The sequence below is a fragment of the Burkholderia sp. SRS-25 genome (assembly GCF_004343765.1).
Lineage (GTDB): Bacteria > Pseudomonadota > Gammaproteobacteria > Burkholderiales > Burkholderiaceae > Burkholderia > Burkholderia contaminans.
In genome coordinates this window covers 274838-290206 of sequence record NZ_PTXM01000004.1, presented here as the reverse complement: position 1 = coordinate 290206, position 15369 = coordinate 274838, and the positions used below count along the sequence as shown (strand labels likewise).

Genomic DNA, 15369 nt, shown 5'->3' with positions numbered 1-15369 from the left:
CGCAATGCGCGAATCGCGCCGAACTGTACTCTTGTTCGCGCGAACGATGTGTGTACTCGTCGCCAACTGTTCTGCTCTTAAGATTCCATCATCAAGTGCACAGTGCCGCAGATCCAGTCGCACCGGAACCCTGTCGGCGCATCTTCAAGAGAGAGCCAGTGCGATGGAAAAGGCAAAACCGGAGGGAAGGATCAGGAATCACGACGGCCCGGTCGGCGGGCGCAACACGCGCGTATCGGACGCAAACGGCAGGGCAGCCCGGCTGCGCCGCCCGGCGGGAGGCGCGCGATGAAACTCTATGAAAAACTCGCGGACGACATCGAGCGCCTGATCCGCCAGGGCGTGTACCGGCACGGCGACCGGATTCCGTCGGTGCGGCAGGCGAGCCAGCAGCACCGGATCAGCATCACGACCGTGCTGCATGCATATCTGCTGCTGGAAAGCCGCGGGCTGCTCGAAAGCCGGCCGCAGTCAGGCTATTTCGTGAACCTGCGACGCGACGACAGCCATGCGCCAGTGCGCGAGCTGCGCCCGTCGAAGCCGATCGCAATCTCGTCGTCGGTGGACGTGAGCCGGCTCGTGCTGTCGACGCTGCGCTCGATCGGCACCGACGACGCGGTGCCGCTCGGCTCGCCGTATCCGGACCCGAGCCTGTTTCCGTTCGAGAAGCTGAACCGCTACGCGTATGCGGCCGGCCGCGACAAGTCGCTGTGGGGCGTGACGGACGGCTTGCCGCCCGGCCATCCGCGGCTGATCCGCCAGATCGCACGCCGCTATCTGGAAAACGGAATGTCGGTGGACCCGAACGAGATCATCGTGACGGTTGGCGCGACCGAGGCGATCAACCTGTGCCTGCAGGCCGTTGCGAAACCGGGCGACACGATCGCGGTGGAATCGCCGACGTTCTACGCGATGCTGCACGCGATCGAGCGGATGGGGATGAAGGCGATCGAGGTGGCGACGCATCCGGAATACGGGATCGACATCGCGGCGCTGGCCGCGATCGCGAAGTCGCAGCCGATCGCCGCGTGCATGGTGATGCCGAACTTCCAGAACCCGCTCGGCTTCCAGATGCCGGACGAGCGCAAGCGCGAGCTGGTCGAGTTCGCGACGAAGACCGGGATGCCGCTGATCGAGAACGGCGTGTACAACGAACTGTATTTCGGCGATGCGCATCCGAGTTCGCTGAAGTCGTATGACCGCAGCGGGATCGTGCTGCACTGCTCGTCGTTCTCGAAGAGCCTGACGGCCGCGTACCGGATCGGCTGGGCGCTCCCGGGCCGCTATCGTGATCAGGTCGAGAAGCTGAAATTCCTGAACACGCTCGCGACGCCGTCGTTGCCGCAGCTCGCGATCGCGGAGTTTCTCGAACGCGACGGCTACGAGCATCACCTGCGGCGCCTGCGCAAGGCGTACGCGCAGCAGGCGAACCTGATGCGCGCGATGGTGTCGCGGTTCTTTCCGGAAGGCACGCGCATCTCGAGCCCGGCGGGCGGCTACGTGCTGTGGATCGAGCTGCCTGCGCAGATCGACGCGATGCGGCTGTACCAGCTCGCGCTGGAGCAGGGGATCACGATCGGGCCCGGCTACATGTTCTCGATCACGGACAGCTACCGGAACTTCATCCGGTTGAACTACAGCAGCCCGTGGTCGCCGGAGATCGAGCAGGCGGTGATCACGGTCGGGAAGCTGGCGGCGGCGTGCATGCGGTGAGCGGGCGCGCGCGGTCTCGTGTGCTTCAACGATGAAGCCGGCCTGGTGCCGGCTTCGTCATTTCGATGGTATGAAGCGATGGCCGCGCCGAAGACGTATCCGGTGGCATCCGTCACCACTGCCGCTCGTAATCGAGCGCCCCCGAGGTTCGCCTGACCGATGTCACCCGCCCGTCACCGGCGGGAAAAACGCCACCTCGCTGTCCTCCCGCACGACGAATCCCCCCGTCACCATCTCGAGATTCACGGCGGCCCGCACGGGCCGGTCCATCCGCAGCGCGTCCGCGCTGCGCGCGTCGCGTGCGGCCAGCGTGTCGCGCAGCGCGTCGACGGTAAGTTCGCGCGCATCGATCTCGACGATTTCCTCGTCGAGATCGAGTTGCTCGCGAATGCTTGCAAAGTATTTGATCGTGAGTTTCATTGCGTAGTCTTTCGAAGGAGCGGCGGAATCGGAAAACACGGCGCGACGCAATCAGCCCCAGCGCCGCATCGCCTGGTCGTCGTGCGCTTTCGCCTCGACCCAGCCGGATACGCCGTCGTGGCGGATCTCCTTCTTCCAGAACGGTGCGTGGGTCTTCAGGAAATCCATCAGGAATTCGCACGCGTCGAACGCGGACCCGCGATGCGCGGCGGCCACCACGACCAGCACGACCGCCTGGCCGAGCGGGATGCGCCCGACGCGATGCACGATCCTGATCGTTTCGAGCTGCCAGCGCGCGCTGGCTTCCTCGACGATGCTCCACAGCGCCTGTTCGGTCATCGTCGGATAGTGCTCGACCTCGAGCGCGATCACGTCATCGACGTCGCCTTCGTTGCGCACGACGCCGAGGAAATTCACGACCGCGCCGACATTCGGATTGCGAACGATCGGTGCGAGCTCGGCGCCGGCATCGATCGGCGCGTACTGCACGCGGACTTCGAAGCCCGCGGCAATCGACGGTGGCGGTTCGGGATGCGGGTCGGGCGCGTTGTCGGGAGCGGGGCTGCCCGCTTGCAACGGATCGTCCGGCAGCCCGGCACGGGATTCGGTGAAGCTCGTCATGACGGTTCTCCTGTAGGCGGTGCGTGCGGGGTCGCGCGGCGGCCCCTCAGCCGCCGACCAGCGACATGCGCACGGTCGGATAGGTCTTGCCCGGCGCGCGGGCCGGCCGTGCGGCCCGGCGCTCGGAATAGCGGTCGTCGCGGTGCGTCCAGCGATCGCGCACGGCGGCGGCGAGGTCGGCGCTCGCCGCTGCGTCGTCGAGCCACGGCCGCAGGTCCGTGCCTTGCGTCGCGAACAGGCACGTGTAGAGCTGCCCGTCGGCCGACACGCGGGCGCGAGAGCAGGTGCCGCAGAACGGATGCGACACGCTCGCGATGAAGCCGACTTCGCCCGCGCCGTCGATGTGCGCGCAACGAATCGCGGTCGCGTCGTGCCCCGGTTCGCCGACGAGCACGAGCGGATAGTGTTCGTCGATCAGTTCGCGCATCCGCGCGGCCGTCACGACCTTGTCGCCGGACCAGAAGCTCGCGCCGCCGACGTCCATGTACTCGATGAAGCGCACGGCCACACCGGCATGCCGGAAGTGCCGCACGAGCGGCAGGATCTGGTCGTCGTTCGCGCCGCGCTCGATCACCGCGTTGACCTTGACCGGCGCGAGCCCGGCCGCCTGCGCGGCCTCGATGCCGGCCAGCACGCGCGACACGGGCACGTCGGTGTCGCTCATCCGGCGGAACACCGCGTCGTCGAGCGCATCGAGGCTGACCGTCACGCGCGACAGGCCCGCGTCGCGCAGCGTGCGTGCCTTCGCGGCCAGCAGCGAGCCGTTGGTCGTGAGCGCGATCTCGACGGGCTTGCCGTCGACGGTCGTCAGCGCGGCGAGGCGTTCGATCAGCGCTTCGAGGTTGCGGCGCAGCAGCGGCTCGCCGCCGGTGATGCGGATCTTTTCGACGCCGAGCGACGTGAACGCACGGGCGATCTTTTCGAGTTGCGCGAACGACAGCCGCTCGGACGACGGCATGAACGCATAGTCGGCGCCGAAGCTTTCGCGCGGCATGCAGTAGCCGCAGCGGAAATTGCATTGATCGATCACGGACAGGCGCAGGTCGCGCAGCGGGCGGCCGAGCGTGTCGGACGTGCGGGGGAAAGCGCCGGGCGATGCGCCGCCGGACAGTGCGCCAGCGGCCGGCGCGGCGGAAACGATGGCATTCACGATCGGTTCGTCTGCCTGCAAGAAGTAAGCGATGGGGCGTCGCCGGTCGGCCGTGCGTGTGCGGACGGGCAGGCGCACGGCGCGTGACGAGCCTCATCGTGAGGATAGTCCGCCGGGTTTTCGCGGCAGGGACACAATCGCGCCCGAATCGTAGGGATACAGTTCGCCGAGCGGCCGGCGTGGCCGACGCGGCGGCGAATGCCGTGAATCGGGCGGGTGAGCGGTGTCGCGCTCATGCGAGCCAGTGCGCGAATTCGTAATACGGCACCGCGTCGCCGCACGCGATGCGCTGCCCGGCCGGCAGCCGGGCCAGCCCGCTCGCCTGCACGAGCGACTGCAGCGTGCCGGCGCCTTGCTGGCGCAGCGTGTCGAGCGCGGGCGTGCCGTCGAGGCCGACGATGCAGTGCACGCGCACGAAACGCTCGCGCTGCGGATCCGGTTCGAAGTCGGCGTCGATCGGCAGCGACGGCACGATCGGCATGCGTGTGTTGCGCCCCTGCAGCCGGCGGATCAGCGGCGCGACGAACAGCGCGAACGCGGTCATCGCAGCCCCCGGATTGCCGGGCAGCAACACCACCGGCTGCGTGTCGAGCCGGGCGAGTGCCACCGGCTTGCCCGGTTTCATGCGCACGCCGGCGACGATGAACGACGCACCGAGCGCGTCCAGCGCGGGGCGCAGCAGATCCTTGTCGCCCACCGACGCGCCGCCGACGCAGATCACCAGGTCGCAGCCCGCGTGCAGGTCGCGCAGCGCACGATCGACGGCGGGCGCCGTGTCGGCCGCATGCAGGCTCATCACGACCTCGGCACCGGTTCCCGAGACCAGCGCGGCGAGCATCGGCGCATTGCTGTTGTAAATCTGTTGCGGCGCACGCGGCTGCCCGCACGCGACGAGCTCGTCGCCGGTCGTCAGGATGCCGACGCGCAGCGCCGGGCGCACTTCGACGCGCGCCAACCCCTGCGCGGCGGCCACGCCGACATGCATCGGGCCGATGCGCACGCCGGCCGGCACGAGCAGGTCGCCGGCGCGCACTTCCTCGCCCTGGCGGCGGATGTGCGAGCCGCTGCGCTGCGGCGCGTCGAACGCGACCCAGCCGTCCTGCTCGCGTGCGTGCTCCTGCATCACGACGGTGTCCGCACCGGGCGGAATCACGCTGCCGGTGAAGATGCGCGCGGCCGTGCGCGGGGCCAGCGGTGCCGGCGTGTCGCCCGCATAGCAGCGCTGCGTGACGTGCAGCGGCTCGCCGTGCGCGAGATCCGCGTGACGCACGGCGTAGCCGTCCATCGCGCTCTGGTCGGCCGGCGGCTGGTCGAGCACGGCAGTGAGCGGCGCGGCCAGCACGTGGCCGGCGGCTTCCGCGACCGGGATGGACGTGGTGGCGCCGAGCGGCGCGAACGCACTGGCGAAATGCTGCTGCGCGGTATCGAAATCGGTCAGGGGTTTCATCGGGAAAGCGCCGGATGCGCTTGAGCGAGCGCGGGTTGATCGGAGTGAGACGGGGGCGCGGCGTCGGGCGACACGTACTCGACGAAGCCGTCGTTGCGGCAGAAGCCGACCAGCCGCACGCCGGCTTCGCGGGCGACGTCGATCGCGAGCGAGGTCGGCGCCGAGATCGTCGCGATCATCGGGATGCCGACCCGCGCGGCCTTGCGCACCAGTTCGTAGCTTGCGCGGCTCGACAGGAACACGAAGCCGTCGTGCAGGTTGGCGCGGCGCCGCGCGAGCCGGCCGATGAGCTTGTCGAGCGCGTTGTGGCGGCCGACGTCCTCGAACACGTCGAGCACGGCGCCGTCGCGGTCGCACCACGCGGCCGCGTGAATGCCGCCGGTCTCGCGCATCAGCGTCTGGTGGGCCGGCAACGCGCGCGCGGCACGTTCGATCGCTGCCGCGCCGATACCGGCGGCCGTGCCGGCGGCGGCGATGCGCGGCGGGTGCAGGTCGAGCTGCGCGATGCTTTCGATCCCGCATACGCCGCAGCCGGTGCGGCCGGCCAGCGCACGCCGGTGCGCCTTCATCGCCATGAATGCCTGCTGCGACACGGTCAGCCGCACTTCGGCGCTGCCGGCCCGGCATTCGCTTTCGATGTCGAAAACGTTCGATGCGCGCTCGACGATGCCTTCGCTCAGCGCGAAGCCGAGGCCGAACACGTCGAGGTCGATCGGGGTGGCCATCATGACCGTGTGCGCAATGTCGTTGAACACGAGTGCAACCGGCGTTTCGTCGACGACGCGATCGACGGTGTCGCGCGCTTCGCCGGCACGGTGACGCGTCACCTGACACGCGGTGCTGCCGGTCGGATCGTCGCGGCGGATGCAGGACTCCATGCGGTGTTCTCCAGGCGGATCGGCCGGCGGGCCGGCCGGGTCGGGCGGGTACGCCGGACCAGGGGAATCGGGATGCTGCCCGGCGGGCGCGGCCGAGAGGGCGCACCGTCGCTTCGGGCAGGCGTTTCATGGGATGTTAAGGGGGATGACAGGCGCACCGGATGCACAGCGCCGCCACGCGGAAAGCAGTACAGCTGACCATCCCGCCGGCACGAAATGTGTTTTCCGTGCACACATCTTCGGCGGCGTAAGCAGCACAGTTTCAACGCACGTTCGAACGATTGCGAGTATCGTTGCAAACGCGATATCGTCATTCACGCTTCGATGCCATGCGAGTGACCGTTTGTCTTCGCATGTGTTGTCGCCAAGCCGTCGCGCGATTTCCTGCTTCGAGCGTACGTCCTCACAACCACGAGCAAATTACGGTCATGGAAATCTTCGATGCGTTCCATCTCGCCCGCTTGCAATTCGCGTTCACGGTGTCGTTCCACATCGTGTTTCCCGCGATCAGCATCGGTATGGCGAGCTTCCTGGCAGTGCTGGAATGGCGCTACCTCGTCACCGGCGATACCGCCTACAAATCCATGTTCCAGTTCTGGTCGAAGATCTTCGCGATCGGCTTCGGGATGGGCGTGGTCTCCGGCGTCGTGATGGCGTACGAGTTCGGCACCAACTGGGCCGGCTTCTCGCGCGTCGCGGGCAACATCACGGGCCCGCTCCTCACGTATGAGGTGTTGACGGCGTTCTTCCTCGAAGCCGGCTTCCTCGGCGTGATGCTGTTCGGCTGGCAGCGCGTCAGCCCCCGCGCGCACTTCTTCGCGACGCTGATGGTCGCGGTCGGCACGCTGATCTCGACGTTCTGGATCCTCGCGTCGAACAGCTTCATGCAGACGCCGCAGGGCTACAAGATCGAGAACGGCCTCGTCGTGCCGGTCGACTGGTTCAAGATCGTCTTCAACCCGTCGTTCCCGTACCGTCTCGTGCACATGACGATCGCGGCGTTCATCGTCGCGGGCTTCATCGTCGCCGCGTGCGGCGCGTGGCACTTGCTGAAGGGGCGTCGCGACGAGCCGGTGAAGCGCAGCTTCTCGATGGCGCTGTGGATGCTGCTGGTGCTCGCGCCGATCCAGATCGTCGTCGGCGATGCGCACGGGCTGAACACGCGCCAATACCAGCCGGCGAAGATCGCGGCGATCGAGGGGCTGTGGGAAACCGAGAAGGGCGGCACCGCGCTGAACCTCGTCGGGTTGCCCGACATGCAGGCCGAAACCACGCGCTATGCGATCCAGGTGCCGCACCTCGGCAGCCTGATCCTCACGCACAGCTGGGACGGCGAGATTCGCGGGCTGAAGGAATTCCCGCCGCAGGACCGCCCATATTCGCCGATCCTGTTCTGGACGTTCCGGATCATGGCGGGCCTCGGGATGCTGATGCTGCTCACCGCGCTGCTGGGGCTGCTGCTGAGAAAGGGCGGGCGCCTGTATGAAACGCGCTGGTTCCAGTGGTTCGTGGTGGCGATGGGGCCGTCGGGCATCGTCGCGCTGCTGGCCGGCTGGATCACCACCGAGGTCGGGCGACAGCCCTGGACCGTGTACGGCGTGCTGCGCACTGTCGATTCGGTCTCCCCGCTCACCGCGCAGCAGGTCGGCGTGTCGCTGCTGGTCTTCGTGGTCGTGTATTTCCTGGTGTTCGGAACGGGTATCTATTACATGATGAAACTGATGAAGCGCGGGCCGGCTGCCCAGGCCGGGTATATCGAGCTGCACCGGCACCCGGGGCTGCGCAAGAGCGCGCTGTCCACGCCGCTGAACGTCACCGAAGCGGAGTAAGCCATGCAAATCGATCTTCCTGTCGTGTGGGCCGCGATCATCGGCCTCGGCGTATTCATCTACGTGATGCTGGACGGCTTCGATCTCGGCATCGGGCTGCTGTTTCCGTTCTTCGATGCGAAGGCCGAGCGCCAGGTGATGCTCGACACCGTCGCGCCGGTGTGGGACGGCAACGAGACGTTCCTGGTGCTCGGCGGTGCGGGGCTCTACGGTGCGTTCCCGGTCGTGTATTCGACGCTGCTGCCGGCGAACTACCTGCCGCTGGTGCTGATGCTGGTCGGGCTGATCTTCCGCGGGGCGGCGTTCGAGCTGCGCGCGAAGGCCACGCGCACGCAACACATGTGGGATCTCGCGTTCATCGGCGGCTCGGCGCTTGCCGCGTTCTGCCAGGGGATCGTGCTCGGTTCGCTGCTGCAGGGCATCAAGATCGAGAACAACCAGTTCGCGGGCGGGCCGTTCGACTGGCTGTCGCCGTTCAGCCTGCTGTGCGGGATCGGCGTGCTCGTCACGTATGCGACGCTCGGCTGCGGCTGGCTGATCCTGAAGGTCGACGGCGAGCTGCAGCGCAAGATGCGGCTCCTGATGAAGCCGCTCGCGGGTGTGCTGCTCGCCGTGATGGGCGTGGTCAGCCTGTGGACCGTGATCGGGTTGCCGGCGGTCGCGCATCGCTGGTTCGGCAGCGGCAACCTCGGCTGGTTCCTGCCGGTGCCGGTCCTCGTCGTCGCCTGCGTGTGGGGCATCTTCCACACGGTGAAGCGCGCGCACGAGGCCACCCCGTTCCTGCTGACGCTCGCGCTCGTGTTCCTCGGCTACACCGGGCTCGTGATCAGCATCTGGCCGAACATCGTGCCGCCGTCGCTGTCGATCTGGGACGCGTCGTCGAGCCCGTCGAGCCAGAAGTTCGCGCTCGTCGGCACCGTGATCGTGCTGCCGATCATCCTCGTGTACAACGCGATGCAGTACCGCGTGTTCCGCGGCAAGGTGCGCGAGGGCGATATCGGTTATCACTGAGCGGCCATCGCTGAACGCCGCATGATGTGACGGGCATGGCGGGCGCGGGCGTATCATCACGCGCAGCGCGTTGCCCGGCCCGGCATGCACCCGACAGCGGCCCGCCACGCGCGGGCCGTTGCGCATCGGGCGCCGGCGCGCCGTTCGATGCATCTCCTGGCAGTCGAGAAAACACCATGATCGTCCGACCACAACAAAACTGGCTCAGGATGCTGTTCGTCTGGAACGGCTCCGTGCTGCAATCGATCATTCCGCAGCTCGTGTTCATGGCGATCGTCAGCACGCTGGCGGTCTTCACGAACGGGCGCATCTTCGGCGAGAAGATTCCCCTCAACACCGCGCCGTTCACGCTGTTCGGGCTTGCGCTCGCGATCTTCCTCGGGTTCCGCAACAACGCGAGCTTCGAGCGCTTCAAGGAGGCGCGGCATCTGTGGGGCAACCTGCTGATCGCGGCGCGCACGCTGACGTCACAGTTCAATCGCTACCTGCCCGACAGCGTGAACGACGCCGAGCGCAACCGGCTGGCCGACCTGCTGATCGCGCTCACGTATGCGCTCAAGCATCAGCTTCGTCATACCGATCCGACCGCGGACCTGCAGCGCATTCTCGGTGCGCAGCGCACGGCCGAGCTCGGCGGCAAATGCTTCAAGCCCGTCGCGATCCTCGACGAGCTGCGCGGCGGCATCGTCCGCGCGCTGGGCCGTGCGCCCGGTAGCGACGCGACCTGCTGGATGTTCGAGACGCAGCTCGACGAGGTCGGCAAATCGGTCGGTGGTTGCGAACGCATCCTGTCGACGCCGATTCCGTTCTCGTACAGCGTGCTGCTGCATCGCACCGTGTATGCCTATTGCGTGCTGCTGCCGTTCGGTCTCGTCGATTCGACGGAGTTCTTCACGCCGCTGATCTGCGTGTTCATCTCGTACACGCTGATCGCGCTCGAAGCGATCGCGAGCGAGGTGGCCGAGCCGTTCGGCCTCGCGCCGAATGCGCTGGCGCTCGATGCAATGACGCGCACGATCGAACGGTCGGTGCTCGAACTGGGCGACCGTCCGATGCCGGAGGAATTCGTGCCGGCGTCGACGTATCAGATCACGTAGGCGGCGGGGGCGGTAGTGTAGTCGTCGGTAAGGTTGATCGGTCGGATCGGGAACGGTTGTGTAGACTCGGGCTCGTTCAATGGAGCCCACACCATGCAATTGCTCGATCACGTGTCGATCGGCGTTCCGGATATCGATCTGGCACGCCCCTTCTACGATGCCGTCATGGCTGCGTTGGGCGCGGCGAAGGTCTATGACCGAGCCGGTGCGCTCGGCTATGGCGAACGTTGCAGCGCGAATGACCCGGAATCGACTTTTCTAGCGGTGTATCTGGATCCCGCCGAAGTCGGGACGAGCAAGCGGCACTGGTGTTTCAAGGCCGCATCGCGCGAGCAGGTGCATGCGTTTTTCGAGGCGGGCCTGTCCACGGGCGGCCAGTCCGACGGCGACCCCGGATTGCGGCCGCATTACCACGGCGACTACTACGCGGCCTTTCTGATCGATCCGGCCGGCAACCGGGTCGAGGCCGTGTGTCATTCGGCGGGGGCGGTGCGCGAGGGGGCGTGACGGTGGTGAGCCCCCGCGGTCGTCAGTTTTCGATCGCTTCGGAGTCCCACGTCCCGAGCGATATCGCTTTGTTCAGCATGCCGACGGTCAATGCATGTCGCCGGAACGTATGAGGCTTTCCGAGCAGGTATTTTCGCAACGCGTGATAGAGCAGCCCCTCGCCCTCCATCAGGAAGTAACGCCCAAAGTCGTAGTCTCCGCGATCGACGTCGAATCGGGCGAAAAAGCGTTCCATGAAGATGTCGGCGTCGTCTCCGGTCTGCCCAAGGTCGTCCGAGAGGGAGGTTTGCTCTGTAATACGGCGCTTGTCCGGGATAGCGGCTTCCTTGCGAACGAACGCTTCCAGCGCTTCCCAGTTGTGTCGGTCGCCCATTAGAAAATCCTGTCCTCTGGTTTCACAATCCGGTTGTACCGGTAAATGGTGCTCCGGACAATATGGAAGACATCCGTTCCAAGCATCACCCAGCCGACACCCGGTAGGGTTCGTCCGACAAACACAGCCAGCCGATGCGTCAGGATTATCCGCAATCTCTTGATGCTGTTCAGCGTGACGGTCGGCAATACCTTGCGCTTGAATTCATACCGAAACAGCGACCTCGACATGACTGATGCGACCGACGTGCCTCGGGTCGTGCCGGATGGTTTGGCTCGGGTTGGAAGAATAGGAAGACCGGACAGTATCAGAACAACGGCTTCGACATCGTCGATGCCGATCTGCTTGCAGATTTCGTCTGCGGCAATCAGGAAGAACAACTCGATCGGAGTCAGGTCAGGTTCGTTTTGATAGCTATAGGTATTCACGTGGTGCCCGCCGGGATGCAGGCGAGGCAGGCCGTACGCGTTGTACGTCCCGTTCGCCGTCGTGGTTGATGGCGGGCTACGTTAGCGAAGTGCTCTTTGCGGGGCAATGTCGGGGTAGGCCGGCGGCTGCGGTGGCGTTGACGAGCGATTCACGCGAAAACCACACGACCGCCGTTTCCGGTCGCGTGGTGGCGGAAGAGCGGCACGGGACCATCGCGCAGCCGATGTTTATCTTCGATGTGATGCCAGGGATGAAAGGTTTTCGAATCGTTGCCGGGTACGTCCCATATCAACGCCCGGTCCAGCGTGCAGTGCGTGACAGGTGCAATGCACGCCGCGAAGGTCACTCAATCGAAATACGTCAACCCCATCGCACCCTTCACCTCGGCGAGCGTCGCGCCGGCCACGTCCCGCGCATGCAGCGTGCCGCGCTTGAGGATCGCCATCACTTCGGCCTTGTCGGCCTCGAATTCTCGGCGGCGCGCGCGGATCGGCTCGATCAGCGCCTGCAGCCGCTCGTTCAGCACGCGCTTGACGACGCTGTCGCCGAGCCCGCCGCGACGGTAGTGCGCCTTCAACTCGTCGACCTTCTGCACGTCGGGCTCGAACGCATCCAGGAACGTGAACACGACGTTGCCCTCGACCTGGCCGGGATCGCTCACGCGCAGGTGGTTCGGGTCCGTGTACATGTCCTTCACGGCCTGCGTGATCTCGTCCGGCGTCGCGCCGAGCGTGATCGCGTTGCCGAGCGACTTGCTCATCTTCGCCTTGCCGTCGATCCCCGGCAGCCGCGTGACCGCCGACAGCACGGCCTCGCATTCGACCAGCACCAGCTGCTCGACGGTCGCGTTGAAGCGTCGCACGAGTTCGTTGGTCTGCTCGATCATCGGCAGTTGATCGTCGCCGACCGGCACGTGCGTCGCCTTGAACGCGGTGATGTCGGCCGCCTGGCTCACCGGGTAGGTCAGGAAGCCGGCCGGGATGTCACGCTCGAAACCACGCAGGCGGATCTCTTCCTTGATGGTCGGATTGCGTTCGAGGCGCGCGACCGTGACGAGGTTCAGCAGGTATTGCGACAGCTCGGCGAGCTCGGGCACCTGCGACTGCACGACGATCGTCGAGATCGCCGGATCGATGCCGACCGCGAGATAGTCGAGCGCGACCTCGATCACGTTCTCGGTGACGCGCTGGCGGCGGCCCATGTTGTCGGTCAGCGCCTGGGTGTCGGCGAGCAGCAGGAACTGCTTCGCTTCGTGCTGCATCTGCACGCGGGCGCGCAGCGAGCCGATGTAGTGGCCGAGGTGCAGCGGGCCGGTCGTGCGGTCGCCGGTGAGGATGGTCGGTCGGGTCGGGTGGGTCATGTTGGTCGTTGCTCCGGGTTATCGAAGCCGCCAGCCATGGTGTCCGCGCAGAAACGCAAATGCCGCCATCGCTGGCGGCATCACGTTTGGGACATGCAAAAGGAAACGGGCCGCCTGGGTCAGGCGCGCCACCAGCAATGCACGTTCGGCGAGGCGGGTTTCGTTTTCATCGCGGCAGTATAGCGTAGTGGCCGGAAGACCGTGCGCGTGCGCGTCAGCGGATGACCGACTCCATCGCGAGGTACGCGGTTTCGGCCGACGGCCACAGCAGGTACAGCAGGCCGGCCATCAGCAGCAGCGCGCCGGCGCGTGCCAGCGGCGTGCGGTCTTTCTCGCGCGGAGGGCGGGGGAGCTGCTTCGAGTTCTTCATGCTTCAGACTTGCCGGCGCGTAAAGCGCCGCTCCAACGGTTGCTGCAACGGGGTCGGGTGGGGCGACACCGGGGTGTTGCGGGTTTGACTACGGCTGGGGTGCGGTTCAGTGCACCAGCGCGCGAGGGCGGGGTTGCCGGCAGCGCGGCATCAAAAAAAGGGACGGTTGAATGTCCGGCTGCCGTCGATACCGAGGCGACGTGCATCCTACCAAATCGTCGCCATGGGCACAGTCAAGAATTGTCGGGATGGGGTGGCGCGATCCCGGCCATATCGTGCGCGCGCAGCGCCCGACTTCACAGACCTTTCTCGCGGTTCGTCCCTACAGCGGTCCTGCCGAACTTTCCGGCGAGACCGTCGCACGTCCATTTCCGGGAGAACACCATGCGATATCCATTGCAGCCCGCCGACTGGGGCGCCACGCCGCCGCGGGCGGACCTCGAGGGGAGGTAAGCCATGAGCCACGACGCACTCGACCCGCTGCTGCGGCAATTCGCGGAGAAGCGATTGGGGCGGCCCCTCGCGCCGGCCGAAGAACAGATGCTGCTGGAGCAACTGCCGAGCAGGAACGGGAACCCGCCCGCGCCTGCCGCTGCCACGGCCGCACCGCTGCCCGCCGCGAACCGGCCGTTGCCGCAGTCGAAAACCCGGCAGGAGGCACGTGAACAGGTCAAGCATTTCCTGCAGCTCAACCAGCAGAAGGCATACGAGAAGATGCGCGGCATCCTGCAGACGATCGACGCACAGAACGAGACGACCCTCGGCATGCTGGCGTCGGAACAGCGGAAGGTGTCGGGCGTGCTCGACGCGCATGAGCCGCCGGGCGACGCGCAGGCATCCGGCGCGGCCGAGATCCAGGACAGCACCCGCGAGGCGCTGGCGATGATCGGCGAACAGCTGACGGACCTGATCCGGCAGGAAATCGACGCATGCTTTCGGCAATACGTCGATTCGCTCGCCGAACGGCTCATCGCCCGGCTCGACGCGATGGACGCGCGGTCGCGAAATGCCGACGCCGCACCGGTCGAACCGTCCGAACCGGTCGCTGACGTCGCCGCCGCCGTTCACGATCCCTCCGGCCAAGCGTCCATGGAGTAGCACGCGGGGCATTCGGCAGAAAGCAGAATCGGCCGGCCCCCGATGTGCGATCTCTCAACTACGTGAACCAAGGAGCAACAAATGACTGATACGTGCCAAGTGTGCCAGGTCAATCCCGCGATTACCGATGCGGTCACGCAGGTCAACGTCAAGGTGGTCGCGGAAGCGCCGGCAATGGCGATGGGCTCGCTGTACCAGGCCCAGAGCCATTCGCTCAGCATCCTGTTCGAGAACGCGGTGCAGCAGCAGTCGCAGGCCGCGATCCAGTCGCAGACGTCGACGAACGTGGGGACGATGCAGCTCTATACGATCGGACCGGAAAGCGCGGGCGCGGCCGCCACGGAAATCGGCGCGAACGGGATCATCTCCCTCCTGGCCGACGTGATCGCGATCGGGAAGGCAGTCAAGCCCTGACGCGCCATCGCAACGCCGTGGTCGAGCAGCGGCGCAAGCGGCGCGAGCCGCCGCCGTGCCACGGATCCGCAGCATGGCCGCCGGCGCCTGAACAGCGGTGCCGTGCGGTGTTCCGGAGTAACCGACAGAGCGGGCAGCGCCGATTCGATGCGGTGCCTGTTCGCGAACCAGGAGAAATATGATGGCAAACGACGCAATCGACCCGAAAGTACCGACGGACCCGAAGGACCCGAAAGACCCCTGCAACTGCAAGACGTGCGCGGTGAACGCCGCGATCACCGACGCGGTCACGCAGACCAACGTCAAGGTGGTCGGCGAAGCGCCGGCGATGGCGACGGGCTCGTTGTACCAGGCCCAGAGCCATTCGCTCAGCGTGCTGTTCGAGAACGCGGTGCAGCAGCAGTCGCAGTCGGCCGTGCAACTGCCGACTTCGACGAACGTGGGCACGATGCAGCTGTACACGCTCGGGCCGGCAAGCGCGGGCGCCGCCGCGACGGAAGTAAGCTCGAACGGCGTGCTTTCCGTGCTGGCCGACGTGCTCGCGATCGGCAAGGCGCTCGCCTGACGCGTAGCCTGGCGTCGACGCCGGGCGGCGGCCCCGATCGGTGGCTGCCGCCCGGCACCCGATGTCGGCTCGACGCTCGCGACATAT

General features: G+C 66.4%; 17 protein-coding genes. 8 read left to right on the top strand and 9 right to left on the bottom strand.

Annotation, left to right across the window (positions count from 1 at the left end; all coding sequences use genetic code 11):
* Positions 1-288: 288 nt before the first annotated feature.
* The gene (locus tag C5O79_RS06010; protein WP_122477641.1) at positions 289-1713 is read left to right on the top strand and encodes a PLP-dependent aminotransferase family protein; all 1425 of its coding nucleotides are present in this window, start codon (positions 289-291) and stop codon (positions 1711-1713) included.
* 162 nt (positions 1714-1875) lie between these two features.
* Here the strand turns inward: C5O79_RS06010 and C5O79_RS06005 are convergent, their stop codons facing one another.
* The 5 genes from C5O79_RS06005 to fdhD all read right to left on the bottom strand — a co-directional run bounded on the left by C5O79_RS06005 (position 1876) and on the right by fdhD (position 6229).
* Positions 1876-2133, bottom strand: a complete 258-nt coding sequence (locus tag C5O79_RS06005) for a MoaD/ThiS family protein (RefSeq protein ID WP_046546751.1) — start codon at positions 2131-2133, stop codon at positions 1876-1878.
* Positions 2134-2184: 51 nt separating this feature from the next.
* Positions 2185-2754 carry a molybdenum cofactor biosynthesis protein MoaE gene (locus tag C5O79_RS06000; RefSeq protein ID WP_046546752.1) on the bottom strand — a complete coding sequence of 190 codons (570 nt, stop codon included), beginning with the start codon at positions 2752-2754 and terminating at the stop codon, positions 2185-2187.
* Between the two features lie 46 nt (positions 2755-2800).
* The gene (moaA, locus tag C5O79_RS05995; protein WP_122477643.1) at positions 2801-3925 is read right to left on the bottom strand and encodes a GTP 3',8-cyclase MoaA; all 1125 of its coding nucleotides are present in this window, start codon (positions 3923-3925) and stop codon (positions 2801-2803) included.
* Between the two features lie 211 nt (positions 3926-4136).
* Positions 4137-5351, bottom strand: coding sequence for a gephyrin-like molybdotransferase Glp (glp, locus tag C5O79_RS05985; RefSeq protein WP_122477648.1), 1215 nt, complete (start codon positions 5349-5351; stop codon positions 4137-4139).
* Complete coding sequence (gene fdhD / locus C5O79_RS05980; protein WP_122477650.1) at positions 5348-6229, bottom strand: formate dehydrogenase accessory sulfurtransferase FdhD; 882 nt, start codon at positions 6227-6229, stop codon at positions 5348-5350. Before fdhD ends, glp begins: the two co-directional genes overlap by 4 nt.
* A gap of 428 nt (positions 6230-6657) precedes the next feature.
* On the opposite strand from fdhD, the gene C5O79_RS05970 reads away from it, so the two are divergent.
* From C5O79_RS05970 to C5O79_RS05955, 4 genes are all read left to right on the top strand, one after another.
* On the top strand, positions 6658-8058 hold the full coding sequence (locus C5O79_RS05970) for a cytochrome ubiquinol oxidase subunit I (RefSeq protein ID WP_122477652.1): 1401 nt from the start codon (positions 6658-6660) through the stop codon (positions 8056-8058).
* 3 nt (positions 8059-8061) lie between these two features.
* Positions 8062-9069: a cytochrome d ubiquinol oxidase subunit II gene (gene cydB, locus C5O79_RS05965; RefSeq protein ID WP_122477654.1), complete on the top strand. Its 1008-nt coding sequence runs from the start codon at positions 8062-8064 to the stop codon at positions 9067-9069.
* A 176-nt stretch (positions 9070-9245) separates the two neighbouring features.
* Positions 9246-10166: a bestrophin family ion channel gene (locus tag C5O79_RS05960; protein ID WP_122477656.1), complete on the top strand. Its 921-nt coding sequence runs from the start codon at positions 9246-9248 to the stop codon at positions 10164-10166.
* 93 nt (positions 10167-10259) lie between these two features.
* Complete coding sequence (locus tag C5O79_RS05955) at positions 10260-10673, top strand: VOC family protein (protein WP_071336189.1); 414 nt, start codon at positions 10260-10262, stop codon at positions 10671-10673.
* Positions 10674-10695: 22 nt separating this feature from the next.
* Here the strand turns inward: C5O79_RS05955 and C5O79_RS05950 are convergent, their stop codons facing one another.
* The 4 genes from C5O79_RS05950 to C5O79_RS38030 form a co-directional block, all read right to left on the bottom strand.
* Positions 10696-11046: a DUF1493 family protein gene (locus C5O79_RS05950; protein WP_039342404.1), complete on the bottom strand. Its 351-nt coding sequence runs from the start codon at positions 11044-11046 to the stop codon at positions 10696-10698.
* On the bottom strand, positions 11046-11474 hold the full coding sequence (locus tag C5O79_RS05945) for an STM2901 family protein (protein WP_039342407.1): 429 nt from the start codon (positions 11472-11474) through the stop codon (positions 11046-11048). Before C5O79_RS05945 ends, C5O79_RS05950 begins: the two co-directional genes overlap by 1 nt.
* 347 nt (positions 11475-11821) lie before the next feature.
* Positions 11822-12835: a tryptophan--tRNA ligase gene (gene trpS / locus C5O79_RS05940; RefSeq protein WP_122477658.1), complete on the bottom strand. Its 1014-nt coding sequence runs from the start codon at positions 12833-12835 to the stop codon at positions 11822-11824.
* Positions 12836-13049: 214 nt separating this feature from the next.
* Positions 13050-13205, bottom strand: coding sequence for a hypothetical protein (locus tag C5O79_RS38030; RefSeq protein ID WP_163009061.1), 156 nt, complete (start codon positions 13203-13205; stop codon positions 13050-13052).
* A gap of 456 nt (positions 13206-13661) precedes the next feature.
* On the opposite strand from C5O79_RS38030, the gene C5O79_RS05935 reads away from it, so the two are divergent.
* The 3 genes from C5O79_RS05935 to C5O79_RS05925 all read left to right on the top strand — a co-directional run bounded on the left by C5O79_RS05935 (position 13662) and on the right by C5O79_RS05925 (position 15282).
* Entirely contained in the window at positions 13662-14303 is a 642-nt protein-coding gene (locus tag C5O79_RS05935; RefSeq protein WP_047853626.1) for a hypothetical protein, read from the top strand.
* Between the two features lie 81 nt (positions 14304-14384).
* A complete protein-coding gene (locus C5O79_RS05930; protein ID WP_047853625.1) occupies positions 14385-14717 on the top strand; it encodes a RebB family R body protein in 333 nt (110 codons plus the stop codon).
* 181 nt (positions 14718-14898) lie between these two features.
* A complete protein-coding gene (locus C5O79_RS05925) occupies positions 14899-15282 on the top strand; it encodes a RebB family R body protein (RefSeq protein ID WP_122478947.1) in 384 nt (127 codons plus the stop codon).
* The last annotated feature ends 87 nt before the right edge of the window (positions 15283-15369 follow it).